A 15,141-nucleotide genomic window follows, 5' to 3' on the forward strand; every position below is an offset into this window, starting at 1 on the left:
GTCCCCTGAATGATCGACACGCGTAAGGCCCCGTCTCCCTTGCGAGGCGGGGCCTTTTTGCGTTTACACGATCCTAGACAAGGCCGTTGAGGAGGCCGCCGCCTACAAGGTCAACCTCGCCGGGAAGGTCACCGCTGCCGCTGCCGCCGAGGATGCTGCCGATGAGGCCGTCCCAGGTCATCTCTCCCGGTGGACCGTCAGACGTGGAGCGACCGAACGCGGGTTCGATCATGTGACGCCCCATGTCAGCTTCAAGTCACAGTGGGTGCCACACCCCGCCCGGATGCCTACGGTATGATGAGTGTCACGTGACTCAGGGACCGAGTCGGACAGGAGGAGACTCCTCGTACCGGCTGGTTACAAGTCACGAAAATCGGTCTAGTGAACAAAAGCTGTGCACGGTCCCATTAGTGGGACCACCCAATAAGGTCTGCCTGAGAGCGACCACCTACGTTCCGTCCGGTGCGCACCCACGCACCGCTGGGGCCGGTTCGTAGCTGAATGATGTAGTCGGCACCGCCCGACGTGAGTTACATGCGTACGCCATCCTTGTCGGCTGGGGGGATGCCCCGAGTCCGCTAGCGGTGAGGGCAGCGTGTGTACGAGAACATCTTCCGCGTCGTGACGGCGTCCGTGTCGAGCCTCTGGGCTCTCCCCTGCATCCTTCTGATGGTGATCTTTGGCAAGTGGTTCGTCACCCGCCTGATCCTCAAGCAAGCGAAGCCCGGCGAGCATGTCCGGATCAAGTCGCTGATCTTCTCCATCGAAACTGGTCCGCCCGCGTCGCCGCCAGCACCCGAGGACGCCGACGGCAAGAACCCGGAGCAGCGCCCGCCTGCCGTGGAGCCGCCCAAGCTGGCCGACCCCGATCCGCCGAGTTGACCGACGACCGCGACCTGTCCTGACACGCTTTAGGTGCTTGACCTGGGACTTTGACTTACCTGGCCACGTACTAGATGGCCAACGTCGCTCCGCCTCATCTACCCATAATTGGGCGTGACCGCAGTGCGCAGGGCGGAGGTGACGTACGACCAGTCGAAGGTGGCCAGGCCATCCTCGGCGCGGGTGGTGATCGCGTCCGGGTCGAGCAGCGTCACACCGGCCTTCGTCAGTCGAGCGACGCTGTCCGCATACGCGGGGTGCCGACGAAGGACGGCTTTGACACACGGAGCGGCGACGATGGGTACTTCGGTGCCGAGCATCTCGTTGAGCACGCCCAACGCGAACGTGTCGCTGATACCCGACGCCCACTTGTTCATCGAGTTGAAGGTCAGTGGCGCGGCCAGAACTGCGTCGGCTCGCGGAAGTGACTTCTCCCTCTGGCGGGGCGGCCGCGGTTGCACCCGTGTCACACATCCTGTTGCCGTTGCCAAATCGTCAAGGTCGATCCAGCAGGCAGCCGTCGGTGTCGCGATCACGCACACGGCCCAGCCGTCGGCGGACAGGTGGGGAATGAATTCCTCGAGTCGCAACACCGGGGGTGCTGCCGAGGCGACCAGGTAGAGATGCTGTCGAGCAGGGGTCACACCGCGACCCCTGCTCGCAACGCGAGACCACGTAGAGCTGGCACCTCTTGGCGGCGCTCCCGGGCCAGCAAATCCGCGATCAGCGATCGTGCGTTCGGGTTGGTTCGAACCAGTTCTGGAGCCACACGCTCGGTCTCCAGCAGGTGGATTACTGCCTGTGGGTCCTCGGCGAGCTGTGTGTGCGCCCACGCACTGTCCAAGTGGAACTGAGCTTGGCGGCCGTTCAGCCCGGCCGGTAGTCCAGTGATGTCCAGCTGCTCCGCCGTCGCGAGCGCGCGATGGGGATCGTCCAGAGCGACTGCGACGGACGTGTGGTGGATCAGCACCTTCGACGGGCCGAACGCGGTCCACCCGATGTTGCCATCGACGCCGAGCCGCTGTGCGAGTTCATCAGCGTGCTTGAGCCGTTCATCCGCTTCAACATGGTCGGCGCGGCGCGCGGCAATAACAGAACCGATCAGGGTCAACGCGCCCCGCCAGGTCACACTCTGTGGGTCTTGACCTCGCAGAGCGGTGGCGGCGGAGACCGCTAGCTTCTCAGCGTCATTAATCTGTTCAACGCCCTCTGTGCTGCTGGAGCGCAGCAGAGCGCAGGCTCGTTGATATGCCGCCGCAGCGACACCGAAGGTGTCCTCAGCCTCTTCAGCCGCTACGCGCGCCAGCTCAGCCGCGGCTAAACCGGCCTCGCCGTCGCCCCCCTTCGTCGCCAGCTTGGCCGCGACGATCTCCACACTGCACTGGAGCCTCAGCGCCTCCTGCCGCCCTTGCGCTGGCCCGTTGTCGATCAGAGCACCGACAGCTCCCCTGACAGACGGCAATCGCCGGGCAGCATCGGCGTAGCGGGCGGCCTGATATCTCCGATGGAGATCCGCAACTCGTGCCGACACTCCCGCTCGGTCCATCCGGCGACACAGCGATTCCTCGCTACGCCTGCCCAGCACGTCAATGGCTGCCCCGCCAGCGACAAGGGCCGCATCCACCATGACCTCGCGCTGCGTGGACGAGGGCTGCCTGACGACAAGCTTCGCCACCGACGGGTTGAGGAGGACTGCAAGTTCGTCAAGAGACACTCGAAGTAACTCAGCGATGCGAGGACGTCTCCAGGCGTGCGGTGTCAGTGTTCCGCGCTCCCATCGCCCGACCGTCGACAGCTCTACCTTGAGCTGCTGGGCGAAGGTTTCCTGGGTGAAGCCGAGCGCCTCGCGCCGAGCCGCGAAGGCTTTTCGCTGCATACCCATCACTGTCACCTTGCCTCGCCGGTCACCGCCACGATAACCGGCTACTGATCAAGGCCGAGCACCTCCTCGACGAGCTGCACCCGTTCGGACTACCACACTCCAGCAAGCTGGTCGAGGGATCGCTAACCCTTCACCTCATCGTGCGCAACCGTCGACACTGCCCAACTCAACGACGCAGCTCATAACAGCCAACGCCGCATTGGCGCCCTATGACCGCTCCATACGCGCTCTGGCAACACAAAGCGGCAGGCGTTCTACTGGCGTTCGCCAATATCTGCGCGACACGAAACCCCTGCCCCGCAATCCCTCCAGTCCACACATGAACATTCCTCTTAGAGTCAATTTCACCATTTTCATTGGCAAAAATTGACCGCACACTAATGACTAGCCAGCAAATCGCCAACGACAGAACATGAAGGGACTCAATAGACAATGATTGCGCTCTTTCCGAAAACACGACGCTGCAGCATGGGCATTTTCGTCTCCGCTCGCAGCCAGCCGCTTCTCGCGTCGCCTGCAACTGGAACGAGAATGACCACTTGCCGCGGGCAGAGAGGCTGACCCATGACATCGGTCTCGAAGCTCACAAAAAGGAAGCAGGTCACCGGGGCTGCAAGAATCCGCGTGCGTTCGAAGCTGAGGGAAGAGTACGAACGCGGTTCCAGCATCCGAGCTTTGGTCGAGCTGACTGGCCGCTCGTACGGCTTCATTCACCGACTCTTGCTTGAGTCCGGTGTGCAGCTGCGTGGGCGAGGCGGCCGGCCTTTCACCGGCTCGCCCAGGCGCCGCAGCAATCGTCAGATCGGCGCCAAATAGATGCGACGAGCAGTGTTGCGCGGTTACCGCTGGGGTCGCGCCAGCGTGGAGTCTGATCGCGACGATGACCCCGTAGACCGAGTGGCAGCCAGGTTCACGTGTTCACGTGGACATGTGTTCACCGTGCGCTTCGCGGCGGATGCGGTCCTTCCGCCGCATTGGAGCTGCCGACAGCATGGGCTCGAGGACTGCGCCCGATTCCGGTCATCCACCGGCGACTCGTCCGGGGACCGGGAGACGAAGCCGGCTCGGACACACCTGGCAAAGCTGCACGAACGGCGCACGGTAGCCGAACTGGAGACGCTACTCGCCGAGGCACTTGCGGCGATCGAACGGCAGGGAGGTCCGCGGCCTGGCTGCGTCTACCTCGGAGACAGGACGTACTCGTTCAGCTACAGCAGTTGACCGCGTTCACCCAGCCGGATCATCTGAGGACCCCGACCTGGTGAACACGTGCCGACTGCTGAGGCCCAGTGGCGTCGCATCGCTTCCCTGGTCAGGGTGAGCGACGCAGTGTCCACGCCTCATTGGCGCCTCATTGGCGCTCTGGATCGCGTCGATCATCCGGCATTGACTGAGGCGTGGTGTGCGGCGGAAGGCACCTCACGCCCCTCGACCTTCCGCCGCACACCACACCCACTTCCCGTTTAGCGAAACGCGTGTGCTGTGCGCGCTCGCGGCGAAAGGATCCGGCACTCGCGATGTACGACATGGAGGCAAACGGGCAGATCATCGCCGACCAGGAGAAGCCCACCATGGCCGCTGCTGCGCCGACGGCCCATCTGATCAGCATCGAGCACACCTTCGAAACCGCGCACCGGCTACCGCACTTGAACGGCAAGTGCACCAGCCTGCACGGACATTCCTGGCGGGTCACCGTATCCGTCTGCGCTCCCGCTCTGAGTAGCGACGGCACTGTCGTGGAGTTCGGCGCCCTTAAAGCCGGAGTTCGGCAATGGATCGACACCCACCTTGATCACGGAACCATGCTCGGGATCCGGGATCCGCTCGCTATGCACCTTGCTACTGCGGGTTCCAAAGTCTTCCGCTTCGGCGCGAACAACCGTGAGGCGGTCGGCAGTGAGGAAGTGCTGGCTGCCGACTTGCCCTGGCCGACTGTCGAAGCAGTGGCGGTGTTGCTGCGGCGAGCGAGCCAGGCCGTACTCGTCGGGTTGCCTTGTGCTCCCGAAGCCTCGGTCGGCCGGGTGTTCGTACGTGAAACGCACCTCAACGCGGCGAGCTACGGACCGGCGGACGTCCTGTGAAGCCACCCGCTGTGTCCGATGTAGCCCGCGACCTCGTGGTCAACGAAACCTTCGGCCCCACCTTTCAAGGTGAGGGTCCCAGCACTGGCAGGTACGCGCACTTCATCCGCCTCTTCGGCTGTCACTTGTCCTGCGCGTGGTGCGACACCCCCCAAACCCATGACCCAGCCCGGTACGATCTCGCCGCCGAGCAGCGAGTTCTCTCGATCGACGACATCCTGTCCTGGCTTGCCTCTACTCCCGCCGAGCTGCTGGTGATCACGGGCGGCGAGCCGTTGCTACAGCCGCGTGTCCTGGAGCTGCTGGTGCACGAGATTCGGGAGCGCGCGCTCGCCGCCGATATCGAGATCGAAACCTCCGGCACCATCTCGCCCACGGACTTCCTCACCTCGGCAGTGACACGGTTCAACGTCTCACCGAAGCTCGCGCATTCGGGGCTGCGCCGCCATCAACGCGTCCGCCCAGCAGTGCTGCGTCACTTCGCCGGCACCGGGAAAGCCATCTGGAAGTTCGTCGTCCAAGAGGCCAACGACTTGGACGAGGTCCAAGAGCTAGTCGGGACCTACGACCTCAAGCCGGTCTGGATCATGCCGGAGGGCACCGACAGCGCCACTGTGCTGGCACGGACGCGACTGCTGGCCGAGCCAGTGCTGTCCCGCCGGTGGCACCTATCTACCCGACTTCACACCCTGCTATGGGAGAACGATCGTGGCCACTGATACCGAGTTCACTGATCCACGCCTATTCAACGGTCACAAAGGGAACGGCCCGACGGTATCCGTCAGCAACGAAGCATCTGAAGGGCTCAGATGGCGCAGCGACCTGATCTCACGTTCGCACTCTCGGCTGCGCACAACGCCATGGATCTCGCCGTGGAGCATGTGCTTCGCCACCCTCCACGTCAGATCCGCTACAAGGGTGACCGCGATCCTGTTTCGGACGTCGACGAGACGGTCGAGCGCCTGATACACCAGTGCTTGGCAGGCGCGGGCGGCGCCGACGTTGGGTTTCTTGGCGAGGAGACGGGCCCAGTCGGAAACCGTGACACCTACTGGGTTCTCGATCCCATCGACGGCACGATCAACCACCAGCACGGCAACCCACTCTGCGCGATCGCACTCGGTCTGGTACACAACGAGCAACCAGTACTAGGAGTCACCGCACTGCCCTTTCTCGGGCACCGATACTCGGCAACGGAAGGCGGCGGCGCCTTCCGTGACGACGAGCCGATCACAACATCGAATACCGACAGGCTCAACAAAGCCTTGATTGGCTTCAGTGACTATGGCAGTGGTACTGACACGGGCTTGCGTGACGTCCTGTGCGCGTCCCTGGACCACTCCCTTACCGCACGCGCACAGGGACTTCGCCGCTATGGATCCTCCGCGCTCGACCTGGTCTGGGTCGCCGACGGAACCCTCGACGCCTGCATTCTGCTCGGCAACCGGACCTGGGACACCGCAGGCGGCGCTGTCATCGCCCGTGAGGCCGGAGCACGGGTTCTCGACTCGGACGCCAGCCCACACTCCGTGCGTTCCCGCTGCGTCGTAGCGGTCAGCCCAGGACTCTCCGAGGAAGTGCTACCCCTGCTACACCCCTTGCGCGGCAGCCGATTCTGGCCCGGCAGCGATCAGGCCGACCACGGCAGCCTTGCGTGCACAGCAGCGGAAGACAGCTCTGGACCTACGAACGAAACGCCAAGACCCAGCCCGACTGTCACATAGGGACCGCTGCCGCCGGACGCAAACGCGGGTGACGTTCTTCCAAACATTTTTCGATGAACGCCGAGGTAATCGCTTTGCTGCAAGCCACATCAATACCCTCTGCACTGCTCGCTGAATTGCGCATTTTCCATCAGCGAAGCCCGGGCATGCTGGACGACGATCTGCCCGGACTACGGATGCGCCGACTATCTGGTGGCCGCAGGAATCGCTCCTTCGCCTGGGACGGCCCAGGTGACGAGATCTGCCTCAAGCTGTACGCATCCGGCGATCATGATCGCGCCGTCCGTGAGTATCGGGCGCTGGTCCATCTCGCTGATTCGGGAATCAGGGCGGTACCACAGCCGCTGTGGCACGACCCAGACCCGGAACTCCCCGCTGTGGCTACGACGATGCTGCCTGGCCTGGCGGTGCCTGGACTTGACGAGCCGGTCAGCGCACTGCGCGCCATGGTCGCTGTCCTCTCCGATGTGCGCAGAGTCCCGGCCGGACCGTTCGCCGACACCCCACGAGCCGGCGCGGCGAGGGACATCGTGCACCGGCTCATGGGCACATGGTCCGGTCAGCTCGATGATCACCTCGACGATCCGGACACCTACGACATGCGCGCGATCCTCGACGCCTGGAGTGAGTGCGGCGCCGTGACGACGCTTCTCGACCCGGCACCCAGGATCTTCTCCCGAGGCGACTCCAACTTGTCGAACTGGCTCTGGGACGGATCCACCGCCCGAGTGGCCGGCTGGGAGTTCGCCGGATACAGCGAAGCCGCCTACGACGCCGCGGACATCATCGAGCACCCCAGTGCCCGCGCAATCGACGACGCCCGGTGGATCTCCCTGTTACCCGACCTCCGCGTCAGTGACGAGGACAGCCGCCGACGGTTCCTTGCCGCCCAGCGCACCGTTGCACTCCACTGGCTCAGCCGCCTGTGGCAGCGCCGCGTCGCACGAGCCGAAGAGTTCGAAGCCCAACGCACACGAGTACGGAACCTTCTGGACCACGACTTCCTGTGAGGAAGAACGTTGACCAAGGACCTTCACCTCGTGGGAAGCCCGCCTAGGCAACGCCTCGATTATCCGAGCGCGTGCAGGTCCTTCGAGCCTGTGCACCCGCGCCGGACACAGCCTGGAACAACCGCTATCCACAACTGGACGAGTGCCTGATGACCCATAGCAACCGGAACGGCGATGAACCCGGCCCTGCCCGTCGGCCTCGTGACTGTCCTGCTGTTAGCTGGCGCGGTGCTCGCCTTGCGCACCCGCGCCCGCCAACGGCGTCGGCGCTGGAACTCCCGCCCAGACTCGGTAGCGGGTATTACCGCACGCATCGCGGCCGAGCATCAGCAACCTCGCCCGGCCTGGCCCGCGTCCGACCGCGACCTCCGGCGAACCACCGCGAATCACGAGCAGCAGACCCTCCAGCTGCCCCGCATTCTTACGCCTCAGACACGACGAAGGCCCAGTCCGAGGACGCGCTAGTAACGCCTCACGCACCGCATTCTGTCCCCGCCCGCGGCCAGGCGGTGGGCTAGGTGAGCCTTCCTCCGCCGCGCGTAGACCACTCCGGACGCGGGCCGCCACACGCACGTAGCGACTCCTCACTGCACAGTTCAGCCCCTTCATCGACTAGAAAGACAGCTCCTTGCACAGAAAGACTTTGTCGTTCGCAGCCGCCGTAGCGGTGAGCATCGCCACCGCGTTGACTGCCCCCGTGACGACGGCCGTCGCCGACACTCCACCCCCGCGGGTCGAGCCGATGCTGATCGGTGGTCACCCGGCCGCGAGCGCGCCGCCGGGGATCGCCTCGCTGCAGTACGACGCACCCGAACACGGTGAGAAGTACGTCGACTACCACACCTGTGGCGGCGGCCTGGTGTTCCGTGGCTGGCTGTTCACCGCCGCGCACTGCGTCACGGATCCGCCCGCGGGACCTGCGGCTCGATCGACGGCAAGTCAGTGGTTCAACACTGATGACGCGCCGATTCCGACCGCGGACAAGCGATTCCACGTCCGGGTCGGCAGCCTCGACCGGCTCTCCGGCGGCGAGACCGCGACCGTCAGCAAGATCGTGGTACACCCCGGCTGGCAGTGGGGACAGGGCGCGCCAAAGAAGAAGGTCGTCGACGCCGCGATGCTCAAGCTCGACCATCTGCTCCAGCAGCCGACCGTGCAACTCACCCGCGACACCGCCCGACGTGGTGACAAAGTCACCTTGTACGGGTGGGGCGTGACCGAACCTGACAGCACCCGCTCCGGCCTGCCGAGGCGCCTGCAGAAGCTCGACACTCGTGTCACCGCGCCGTCGCGCTGCGCTGCAGCGTTCATCTCCGCCGGAGAGATCTGCACCGACAATCCCAGCGGCACCGACGGCAGCTGCTTCGGAGACTCCGGAACACCTGCCCTGGCCACCATCGACGGAGTACCCCAGCTCGTCGGAAACGCCAGTCGTTCCGCCGACCCCCAATTCTGCGGCGTCACACCCGACGTCTTCACCAGTTCCCCGGAGCTGCGGGACTGGATCTATCACGTCGCCCGCACCGGCAACGCCACCTAGCCACCGATCTCGGGGTGCCGCCTCCTCTCGAAAGGGGGCGGCACACCCCACCTTCCAGGACATCGGCGTTGATGAACGTCTCAACCAGAACACCACCCGACGGACAGGGACGGAGATGGGTTACCGGACTGCGCGCGCCGTCTCGTCACGATGTCGCCGAGACTCACGTCCGCCGTTAGGGCTGAGCGTCCGCTACCAGGCTGGCGCCACCTTGCGCGACCTCGCGGTTGTATACCACTTGTCCGTCCGGGCCGTGCGCGCCTTCCTGGTCGCGGACGGAGTCCAGATCCGTCGTCCTGGCCGCAGAGTCCGAACCTCATCGGTGTCCGCCACTGCGGCAGCGGACCGGCATCCCGTACGAGCGGGAACAGCGATGCTGGCGACCGTGCACCCGTTGCACACGCCCGGCCGCGTTTCAGAGCCGCAGCTCGGCGTGGACGCGCTGTTCTGGCCACCCTGCGACCTCGACTTACCGCACGAGCCGGGCGCCGGCCAGCTCGTCACGGCAGCTACTCCAGGCCAGCCATGTATCGGCGTCACTTCCCCGTATGTCGTGCATCAGGTCAGCGAGAAGCCGATACCGACCAAGTCCGGGGAGTACACCGCGGTCCTGACTCGATGCGCACGCATCGGCCTCGTCGACGCTCCCCTGCCGCCGAACGCGCAACTCTGCGCCGATTGCCACCGTGAACCGACCACCCCGTGAGGGACAACCGTGCCGAACTCGCTCCCGTACGACCTAGCGAACGACGAAGACGCCGAGCACTACATCCGCGAAGCCTTCACCCCATCTCACCGCGACAGGTGGGAAGCCCTACTCGCCGACGACCGCGTCTCTCAGACCTACCGCGTACTCAAAACTATTGAAGCCCAGGCGAGCCACACGGCCACATGCCGCCGCGACCAGATCAAGCTCGCCGAGAAGCAACACGACGCCGGTCTCATGACCGCTGTCGAGCACACCAGCCAGTATCGCGAGTTCATCGCCTGGCGTGAACGAGCCAGCGGCTTCAACACCGTCCTCCACCAATACCTCGCCCTAGCCGCCGACCGCTTCCGCTTAATCCACCGCGACAGCGTCGTGGAGTCCCTGCGGCACTCGCTCCTGGCGCTGGCGGTCGCGGTCGACGACCACCGCCAAGCCCACGCCGGCGAGGAATCACTCGCCGACATCGCACTCTGGGCCCGGCTACAGCTCCTCCCCTGGCCCAACTCAGCCAACGCCAGCTACCGGCTCGCTGACGCGGTCGCCGCCGAACGAGGCCGCCGCGGTGCCGCTCGCCGCATCAAGAACGGACTCATAGAGTTCCAAGGCACACCAGTCACCGGTGAAACCGTGGACGTCGCCGACCTCCTCCTCGAGATCACCGACCACGCCCAGCCGACCTGCGACCGCACCCGACTTGTCGAACTCTGGCACCAGCGAACCCCGGACCTGATTCACTCACCCGCCGCAAAAGTCGCAGCAACAAAACACAACGGCCGCTACACCACCCACCGGCTCCGCAGGTCGCTCACCTACCTCGAGCTACAAGGACTCATCGCCCGAACGACACACGAGAACAAGCCCGAGATCACGGTTCTCAATCGAGCCGCCCTGATCGTGCTACGTCGGCAATGGGACAAAGAGCACTTCCCGCTCGGCGACACCGACTTCTAAGGGGCCTGGAGCCGCGTCGGCAGCTAGAGGTCGGCTGCAAGCACCATGAAAAGGGAGGACAGCGAGGGGGAGGGCTGTCGGGCTGCTATCCAGGTCGCCTCACAGCGGCGTTCTGGTCATGTCACGAGAGACCGGCGGATACTTGGGCTGACACCGGCGAGTCGAATGGAACTTCAGTGACCGATCAGCAGCGTAAGCGGGCCCATCACACCGTTCCCCGTTCCCACCTCGTCCGGTTCGCGCGCCCACTACGCACTCGACGCGGGCATCCACAGCTAACGCGTGTCGAGCTGCCCGGCACGAAGCGGCACCCGATATCGGTGACCTCGGCGACTGTTGAGACGGACTTCTACCTCACCCATACCGCGAACGGTGCTCCCTCCGATGCCTTCGAGGATCAGCTGTCGGAGGTCGAGGCGGCTGCGGCGGCCGGCCGCTGACGGCTACCTAGGCGCACCACACTCAGATCGTGGTTGGCGGAGGGTCCTGCCCGGGCGGGCAACTACGCGCGCCGGTTCAGAGCGTCGCCACCAGCCGCAGGTCAACCCAGGCATCGACATCGGCGCACCAGAGCAAACGGAGACGAAACGGAGCCCAATCGCCGTCCTCGTCGAGGCAACATGGCACATAGAACCAACATCCCCGCAGGTCAGCGGGGATGTTGATGTTGTGGGCCGCCTGGGGCTCGAACGCAGAACCTACGGATTAAAAGGTGTCAGCCAGTGCCGCGATGTGTCGAATTTCGACCATCTGCGCAGGTGAGCGCGGGCCTCCCGGCCCATCTGGTTTTGTCGGTGTGATGTGACCGCAGTTGTCGGCGGCTGGTGACCGCACTGTGTGTGGTCGGGGTGTTTGTATCCGTGAGTTTTGACCGCACTTGGTGCTTGCGGTGGCAGGATGCATGTGCTTCAGGTGAGGGAGCATGGGATGCCTGCCCAGTCGAAGGTCGAGCTGTACGCCGCGATCCGCCGGGATGCCCGGTCGGGGATGTCGGGGCGGGCGTTGGCGGGCAAGTACAACGTAGGGCGCCGGACGGTGGTGAAGGCGCTGTCCTCGGCCTGGCCGGAGCAGCGGAAGAAGCTGCCGCCGCGGGGATCGAAGCTGGATCCGTTCAAGCCGGTGATCGACGAGTTCCTGCGGGCGGATCTGGACGCACCGCGCAAGCAGCGCCACACCGTCACCCGCATCTTTGCCCGGCTGATGGACGAGCACGGCATGACCGACGTGTCCTATCAGGTGGTGCGCGCCTATGTCGCGACCCGGCGGGCGGAGATCCGGGCCGAGGCCGGGCGCGGCCCAGCTTCGGCGTTCATCCCGCAGGAGCACCGGGCCCGGGATGGAGGCCGAGGTTGACTTCGGTGAGATCGCGGTCCGGCTGCGCGGCACGACGGTGACGTGTTTCCTGTTCGCGTTGCGCTGCTCGTTCTCGGGGAAGTCGGTGCATCGGGTGTCGGCCTCAGGTGGGCAGGAGGCGTTTTTCGAGGGCCACGAGCACGCTTTCCGCGTTCTGGGCGGGGTCCCGGTGGGCCAGATCCGTTACGACAACCTGAAGGCCGCTGTCGCGCAGGTGATCGGGTTTTCCCGCCAGCGCGTCGAGACCGAACGATGGGTCGCGTTCAGATCCCACTGGGGCATCGAACCTTTCTATTGCCAGCCGGGATTGACCGGGGCGCACGAGAAAGGCGGTGTCGAGGGCCAGATCGGCTGGTTCCGCCGCAACCACCTGGTCCCGGTCCCGGAGGTCGAATCGCTGGCCGAACTGAACGCGATGATCGACGAGTTCGACGTCGCCGACGACCACCGCCGCATCGGCACTCGCCCGCGCACCATCGGCCAGATGTTCGCGCTCGAAGCACCGCTGCTGCGGCCGCTGCCGACCGAGCCGTTCGAGACCGGGCGCTGGTTCACCCCGAGGGTCAACCGTTACTCGCTCATCAGCGTCCGCACGAACCAGTACTCGGTCCCGGTCCGGCTGATCGGCCACCCGGTCCGAGTCCTGCTGCACGCTTCCGAGCTGGTCGTCTTCGACGGCCGCAGTGAGGCCGCCCGGCACGAGCGGCTGCTGGGCAAAAGCGGCTCACGGGTCGATCTGGACCACTATCTCGAAGCGCTGCTGCGCAAACCCGGGGCGCTGCCCGGCGCGACCGCGCTCGAGCAGGCCCGCGCCGCCGGGAAGTTCACCCCGGTTCACGACGCCTGGTGGGCCGCGGCCCGCAAAGCCCATGGCGAGGCGGAGGGCACCCGCGCCTTGATCGAGGTGATGTTGTTGCACCGCCACCTCGCCCACGAACACGTCGTGGCCGGCTTGGCCGCCGCCCTGCGCGCGGGCGCGCTCACCGCCGACGCCGTCGCGCTGGAAGCCCGCAAAGCCGTCGAGAACGACACCGGAGCCGACCTCGCGCTGCCCGCAGAACCGGCGGCGTCGGTTACCTCGCTGACGCTGCGGCGGCTCGCGCAGCTGCCGTCCGACACCCGGCCGCTGCCCTCGGTCGCGGTCTATGACCAGCTGCTGCCCAGCCGACGCCGCAGGAAAGGAACACGCTGATGCCCACCAAACGCCACCGGGGACTCACCGAGCAAGCCGCCGACGCCGCCGTCGACCAGGCCTGCCGCGTCCTGCGGCTGCCGACCATCCGAAGCCAGTATCCCGACATCGCCGAGGCCGCGGCCCGCGAGCAGATGTCCTACCGCGGCTTCCTCGCCGAGCTGCTCATGGCCGAATGCGACGACCGCGCCCGTCGCCGCTCCGAACGCCGCATCAAAGCCGCCAACTTCCCCCGCGAGAAGTCGTTGCGCGGGTTCGACTTCGACGAGAACCCCAACGTCGACCCCGCAGTCATCCACACCCTCGCCACCTGCGACTGGGTCAAGAAGGGCCTGCCGCTCTGCCTCATCGGTGACTCCGGAACCGGCAAATCGCACCTGCTCATCGCCCTGGGCACCGAGGCCGCGATGGCCGGATTCCGGGTCAAATACACCCTGGCCACCAAGCTGGTCAACGAACTTGTCGAGGCTGCCGACGAGCTGATGCTGACCAAGACGATCGCCCGTTACGGGCGTGTCGATCTTCTATGCATCGATGAACTCGGCTACATGGAGCTCGACCGCCGCGGCGCCGAACTGCTTTTCCAAGTCCTCACCGAACGGGAGGAGAAGGCGTCCGTCGCGATCGCGTCCAACGAAAGCTTCGGCGGCTGGACCAAGACCTTCACCGACCCACGGCTCTGCGCCGCCATCGTCGACCGGCTCACCTTCGGCGGCAACATCATCGAAACCGGCACCGACTCCTACCGCCTCGCCCACAGCCGAGCCCAGGCAGAAACCCATGACCAGCAACAACAATCCAAGTCCACGAAGCGGCGATGACACCTACGACCTGGTCGACAACGCCCTGGCCGCCCTCGCCGAACGCCGCGGGCTTTGGCTCGGCGACGACCTCACCGCCATCGGTCTGGTCAGCAGCCTAATCGAGCAGGCCGAACGATTCCTGCCACAGCTCGTGCACGACGCCCGCGCAGGCGGCCACACATGGCAGGAGATCGCCCACGCCCTCGCCACCAGCCCCGATGATGCGCAACTGCGCTACGACCCCGGAACGCCCCTCGCCGACAGCCGCTGGCCCCACGACCCCTGACATCGCCTGCCGAGTGCGGTCAATTCTCATCGACATTGATCATGAAATCGGTCCGCAAGTGCGGTCACAACACACGAACATCTGCGGTCAGTTCACACAGTCACAATCACCCATCCGAGTGTCGAGCTGTGTCGGGCTCTACGGCGGCAACGGAGCCCAATCGGAGACGGCCTTGGCTTGCCTTGCAGGCGACGGCTCGTGGCCGGGTTGGACTAGAATTCGGCGCGCTGGGTGTCACAAGTCCGCGAAGAAGTGTGTGACAAGTTCGCGGTAGCGTTGGACTTCGGTGCGACGCTCGGTGCCGTCCATGTCGAACTGACGCCGGACGGAACGTCGATGGCCGACGGATATTGAAGACCATGCTCGGCTGGTTCGCCGATACCCTGAACGACTGGTCCGAAGAGGATCGAAAGACGTTCGGCGCTCTCATCGGCCGCTTCGTCGACGACGAACTCCTGGACGGCCTGCCGCAGTTCCGGCCGATCCTCCTGGGCGGTGGCCGTCGTCGCGGCCACGCCGGTCAGCAGGGTGGCGGCCAGCGCGGTGACACCGACCCGCCGGAAGATGTTCTTGGTGCCCCTCAGTGAAGTGTTCATGGTGACCACGTTCGTGTGCCGCGCTGACACGGGGCGGCCACGGCGCTGACACGACGCGTCAGCGCGAGAGACCGGCTTCGATACCGTCGAGCAGGAAGTCGAGGCTGATCCGGAAGGTCTCGTCGGCGTCCG

18 protein-coding genes and 1 pseudogene are annotated in these 15,141 nt (G+C 65.3%); 14 read left to right on the plus strand and 5 right to left on the minus strand.

The window, feature by feature from the left end:
- Positions 1 to 73 precede the first annotated feature (73 nt).
- The gene (locus tag NQK81_RS22190; protein ID WP_257489646.1) at positions 74 to 232 is read right to left on the minus strand and encodes a hypothetical protein; all 159 of its coding nucleotides are present in this window, start codon (positions 230 to 232) and stop codon (positions 74 to 76) included.
- A gap of 365 nt (positions 233 to 597) precedes the next feature.
- Here NQK81_RS22190 and NQK81_RS22195 point away from each other — a divergent pair, with 365 nt between their 5' ends.
- Positions 598 to 882 carry a hypothetical protein gene (locus NQK81_RS22195; protein ID WP_257489647.1) on the plus strand — a complete coding sequence of 95 codons (285 nt, stop codon included), beginning with the start codon at positions 598 to 600 and terminating at the stop codon, positions 880 to 882.
- A gap of 98 nt (positions 883 to 980) precedes the next feature.
- Here the strand turns inward: NQK81_RS22195 and NQK81_RS22200 are convergent, their stop codons facing one another.
- From NQK81_RS22200 to NQK81_RS22210, 3 genes are all read right to left on the minus strand, one after another.
- A complete protein-coding gene (locus tag NQK81_RS22200) occupies positions 981 to 1,526 on the minus strand; it encodes a flavoprotein (protein WP_257489648.1) in 546 nt (181 codons plus the stop codon).
- Complete coding sequence (locus tag NQK81_RS22205; RefSeq protein ID WP_257489649.1) at positions 1,523 to 2,764, minus strand: helix-turn-helix domain-containing protein; 1,242 nt, start codon at positions 2,762 to 2,764, stop codon at positions 1,523 to 1,525. The genes NQK81_RS22200 and NQK81_RS22205 overlap by 4 nt, the downstream gene beginning before the upstream one ends.
- Positions 2,765 to 3,186: 422 nt before the next feature.
- Positions 3,187 to 3,474, minus strand: coding sequence for a hypothetical protein (locus NQK81_RS22210; RefSeq protein ID WP_257489990.1), 288 nt, complete (start codon positions 3,472 to 3,474; stop codon positions 3,187 to 3,189).
- On the opposite strand from NQK81_RS22210, the gene NQK81_RS22215 reads away from it, so the two are divergent.
- The 13 genes and pseudogenes from NQK81_RS22215 (at position 3,389) to NQK81_RS22270 (ending at position 14,413) form a co-directional block, all read left to right on the plus strand.
- Positions 3,389 to 3,580: a helix-turn-helix domain-containing protein gene (locus tag NQK81_RS22215; protein WP_072029188.1), complete on the plus strand. Its 192-nt coding sequence runs from the start codon at positions 3,389 to 3,391 to the stop codon at positions 3,578 to 3,580. The two genes, NQK81_RS22210 and NQK81_RS22215, sit on opposite strands and share 86 nt — an antisense overlap.
- Positions 3,581 to 3,985: an RNA polymerase-binding protein RbpA gene (locus NQK81_RS45430; RefSeq protein ID WP_371878884.1), complete on the plus strand. Its 405-nt coding sequence runs from the start codon at positions 3,581 to 3,583 to the stop codon at positions 3,983 to 3,985.
- Between the two features lie 296 nt (positions 3,986 to 4,281).
- Complete coding sequence (locus NQK81_RS22220; RefSeq protein ID WP_257483796.1) at positions 4,282 to 4,845, plus strand: 6-pyruvoyl trahydropterin synthase family protein; 564 nt, start codon at positions 4,282 to 4,284, stop codon at positions 4,843 to 4,845.
- Between the two features lie 11 nt (positions 4,846 to 4,856).
- The gene (locus NQK81_RS22225) at positions 4,857 to 5,564 is read left to right on the plus strand and encodes a 7-carboxy-7-deazaguanine synthase QueE (RefSeq protein WP_257483795.1); all 708 of its coding nucleotides are present in this window, start codon (positions 4,857 to 4,859) and stop codon (positions 5,562 to 5,564) included.
- 90 nt (positions 5,565 to 5,654) lie between these two features.
- The gene (locus NQK81_RS22230) at positions 5,655 to 6,569 is read left to right on the plus strand and encodes an inositol monophosphatase family protein (RefSeq protein WP_257483794.1); all 915 of its coding nucleotides are present in this window, start codon (positions 5,655 to 5,657) and stop codon (positions 6,567 to 6,569) included.
- Between the two features lie 53 nt (positions 6,570 to 6,622).
- Positions 6,623 to 7,579 carry a phosphotransferase family protein gene (locus tag NQK81_RS22235; protein ID WP_257483793.1) on the plus strand — a complete coding sequence of 319 codons (957 nt, stop codon included), beginning with the start codon at positions 6,623 to 6,625 and terminating at the stop codon, positions 7,577 to 7,579.
- A 697-nt stretch (positions 7,580 to 8,276) separates the two neighbouring features.
- Positions 8,277 to 9,119 (plus strand): S1 family peptidase, encoded by an 843-nt coding sequence (locus tag NQK81_RS22240; protein ID WP_257483792.1) that lies wholly within the window; start codon positions 8,277 to 8,279, stop codon positions 9,117 to 9,119.
- 373 nt (positions 9,120 to 9,492) lie between these two features.
- Positions 9,493 to 9,825, plus strand: a complete 333-nt coding sequence (locus NQK81_RS22245) for a hypothetical protein (protein WP_257483791.1) — start codon at positions 9,493 to 9,495, stop codon at positions 9,823 to 9,825.
- A 9-nt stretch (positions 9,826 to 9,834) separates the two neighbouring features.
- Positions 9,835 to 10,779: a hypothetical protein gene (locus NQK81_RS22250; RefSeq protein ID WP_257489650.1), complete on the plus strand. Its 945-nt coding sequence runs from the start codon at positions 9,835 to 9,837 to the stop codon at positions 10,777 to 10,779.
- Positions 10,780 to 10,955: 176 nt separating this feature from the next.
- Positions 10,956 to 11,219, plus strand: coding sequence for a DUF4238 domain-containing protein (locus NQK81_RS22255; RefSeq protein ID WP_257489651.1), 264 nt, complete (start codon positions 10,956 to 10,958; stop codon positions 11,217 to 11,219).
- 487 nt (positions 11,220 to 11,706) lie between these two features.
- Positions 11,707 to 13,324, plus strand: a pseudogene (gene istA / locus NQK81_RS22260) (IS21 family transposase).
- The gene (istB, locus tag NQK81_RS22265; protein WP_257489652.1) at positions 13,324 to 14,145 is read left to right on the plus strand and encodes an IS21-like element helper ATPase IstB; all 822 of its coding nucleotides are present in this window, start codon (positions 13,324 to 13,326) and stop codon (positions 14,143 to 14,145) included. The pseudogene istA and the gene istB overlap by 1 nt, the downstream one beginning before the upstream one ends.
- Entirely contained in the window at positions 14,105 to 14,413 is a 309-nt protein-coding gene (locus NQK81_RS22270; RefSeq protein ID WP_257489653.1) for a hypothetical protein, read from the plus strand. Before istB ends, NQK81_RS22270 begins: the two co-directional genes overlap by 41 nt.
- A 212-nt stretch (positions 14,414 to 14,625) precedes the next feature.
- Here NQK81_RS22270 and NQK81_RS45280 read toward each other — a convergent pair whose 3' ends face one another.
- Complete coding sequence (locus tag NQK81_RS45280) at positions 14,626 to 15,009, minus strand: hypothetical protein (RefSeq protein WP_306856056.1); 384 nt, start codon at positions 15,007 to 15,009, stop codon at positions 14,626 to 14,628.
- Between the last annotated feature and the right edge of the window lie 132 nt (positions 15,010 to 15,141).

Origin of the sequence: Amycolatopsis roodepoortensis, assembly GCF_024628825.1 — a bacterium.
Classification (GTDB): Bacteria; Actinomycetota; Actinomycetes; order Mycobacteriales; family Pseudonocardiaceae; genus Amycolatopsis; species Amycolatopsis roodepoortensis.

Excerpts from the sequence above, each read along its gene's own strand:
- NQK81_RS22190 (WP_257489646.1), bottom strand. The coding sequence starts at position 232 with ATGATCGAACCCGCGTTCGGTCGCTCCACGTCTGACGGTCCACCGGGA.
- NQK81_RS22205 (WP_257489649.1), bottom strand. The coding sequence starts at position 2,764 with ATGGGTATGCAGCGAAAAGCCTTCGCGGCTCGGCGCGAGGCGCTCGGC.
- NQK81_RS22210 (WP_257489990.1), bottom strand. The coding sequence starts at position 3,474 with ATGAAGCCGTACGAGCGGCCAGTCAGCTCGACCAAAGCTCGGATGCTG.
- NQK81_RS45430 (WP_371878884.1), top strand. The coding sequence starts at position 3,581 with ATGCGACGAGCAGTGTTGCGCGGTTACCGCTGGGGTCGCGCCAGCGTG.
- NQK81_RS22220 (WP_257483796.1), top strand. The coding sequence starts at position 4,282 with ATGTACGACATGGAGGCAAACGGGCAGATCATCGCCGACCAGGAGAAG.
- NQK81_RS22230 (WP_257483794.1), top strand. The coding sequence starts at position 5,655 with ATGGCGCAGCGACCTGATCTCACGTTCGCACTCTCGGCTGCGCACAAC.
- NQK81_RS22235 (WP_257483793.1), top strand. The coding sequence starts at position 6,623 with ATGAACGCCGAGGTAATCGCTTTGCTGCAAGCCACATCAATACCCTCT.
- NQK81_RS22245 (WP_257483791.1), top strand. The coding sequence starts at position 9,493 with ATGCTGGCGACCGTGCACCCGTTGCACACGCCCGGCCGCGTTTCAGAG.
- istB (WP_257489652.1), top strand. The coding sequence starts at position 13,324 with ATGCCCACCAAACGCCACCGGGGACTCACCGAGCAAGCCGCCGACGCC.
- NQK81_RS22270 (WP_257489653.1), top strand. The coding sequence starts at position 14,105 with ATGACCAGCAACAACAATCCAAGTCCACGAAGCGGCGATGACACCTAC.
- NQK81_RS45280 (WP_306856056.1), bottom strand. The coding sequence starts at position 15,009 with ATGAACACTTCACTGAGGGGCACCAAGAACATCTTCCGGCGGGTCGGT.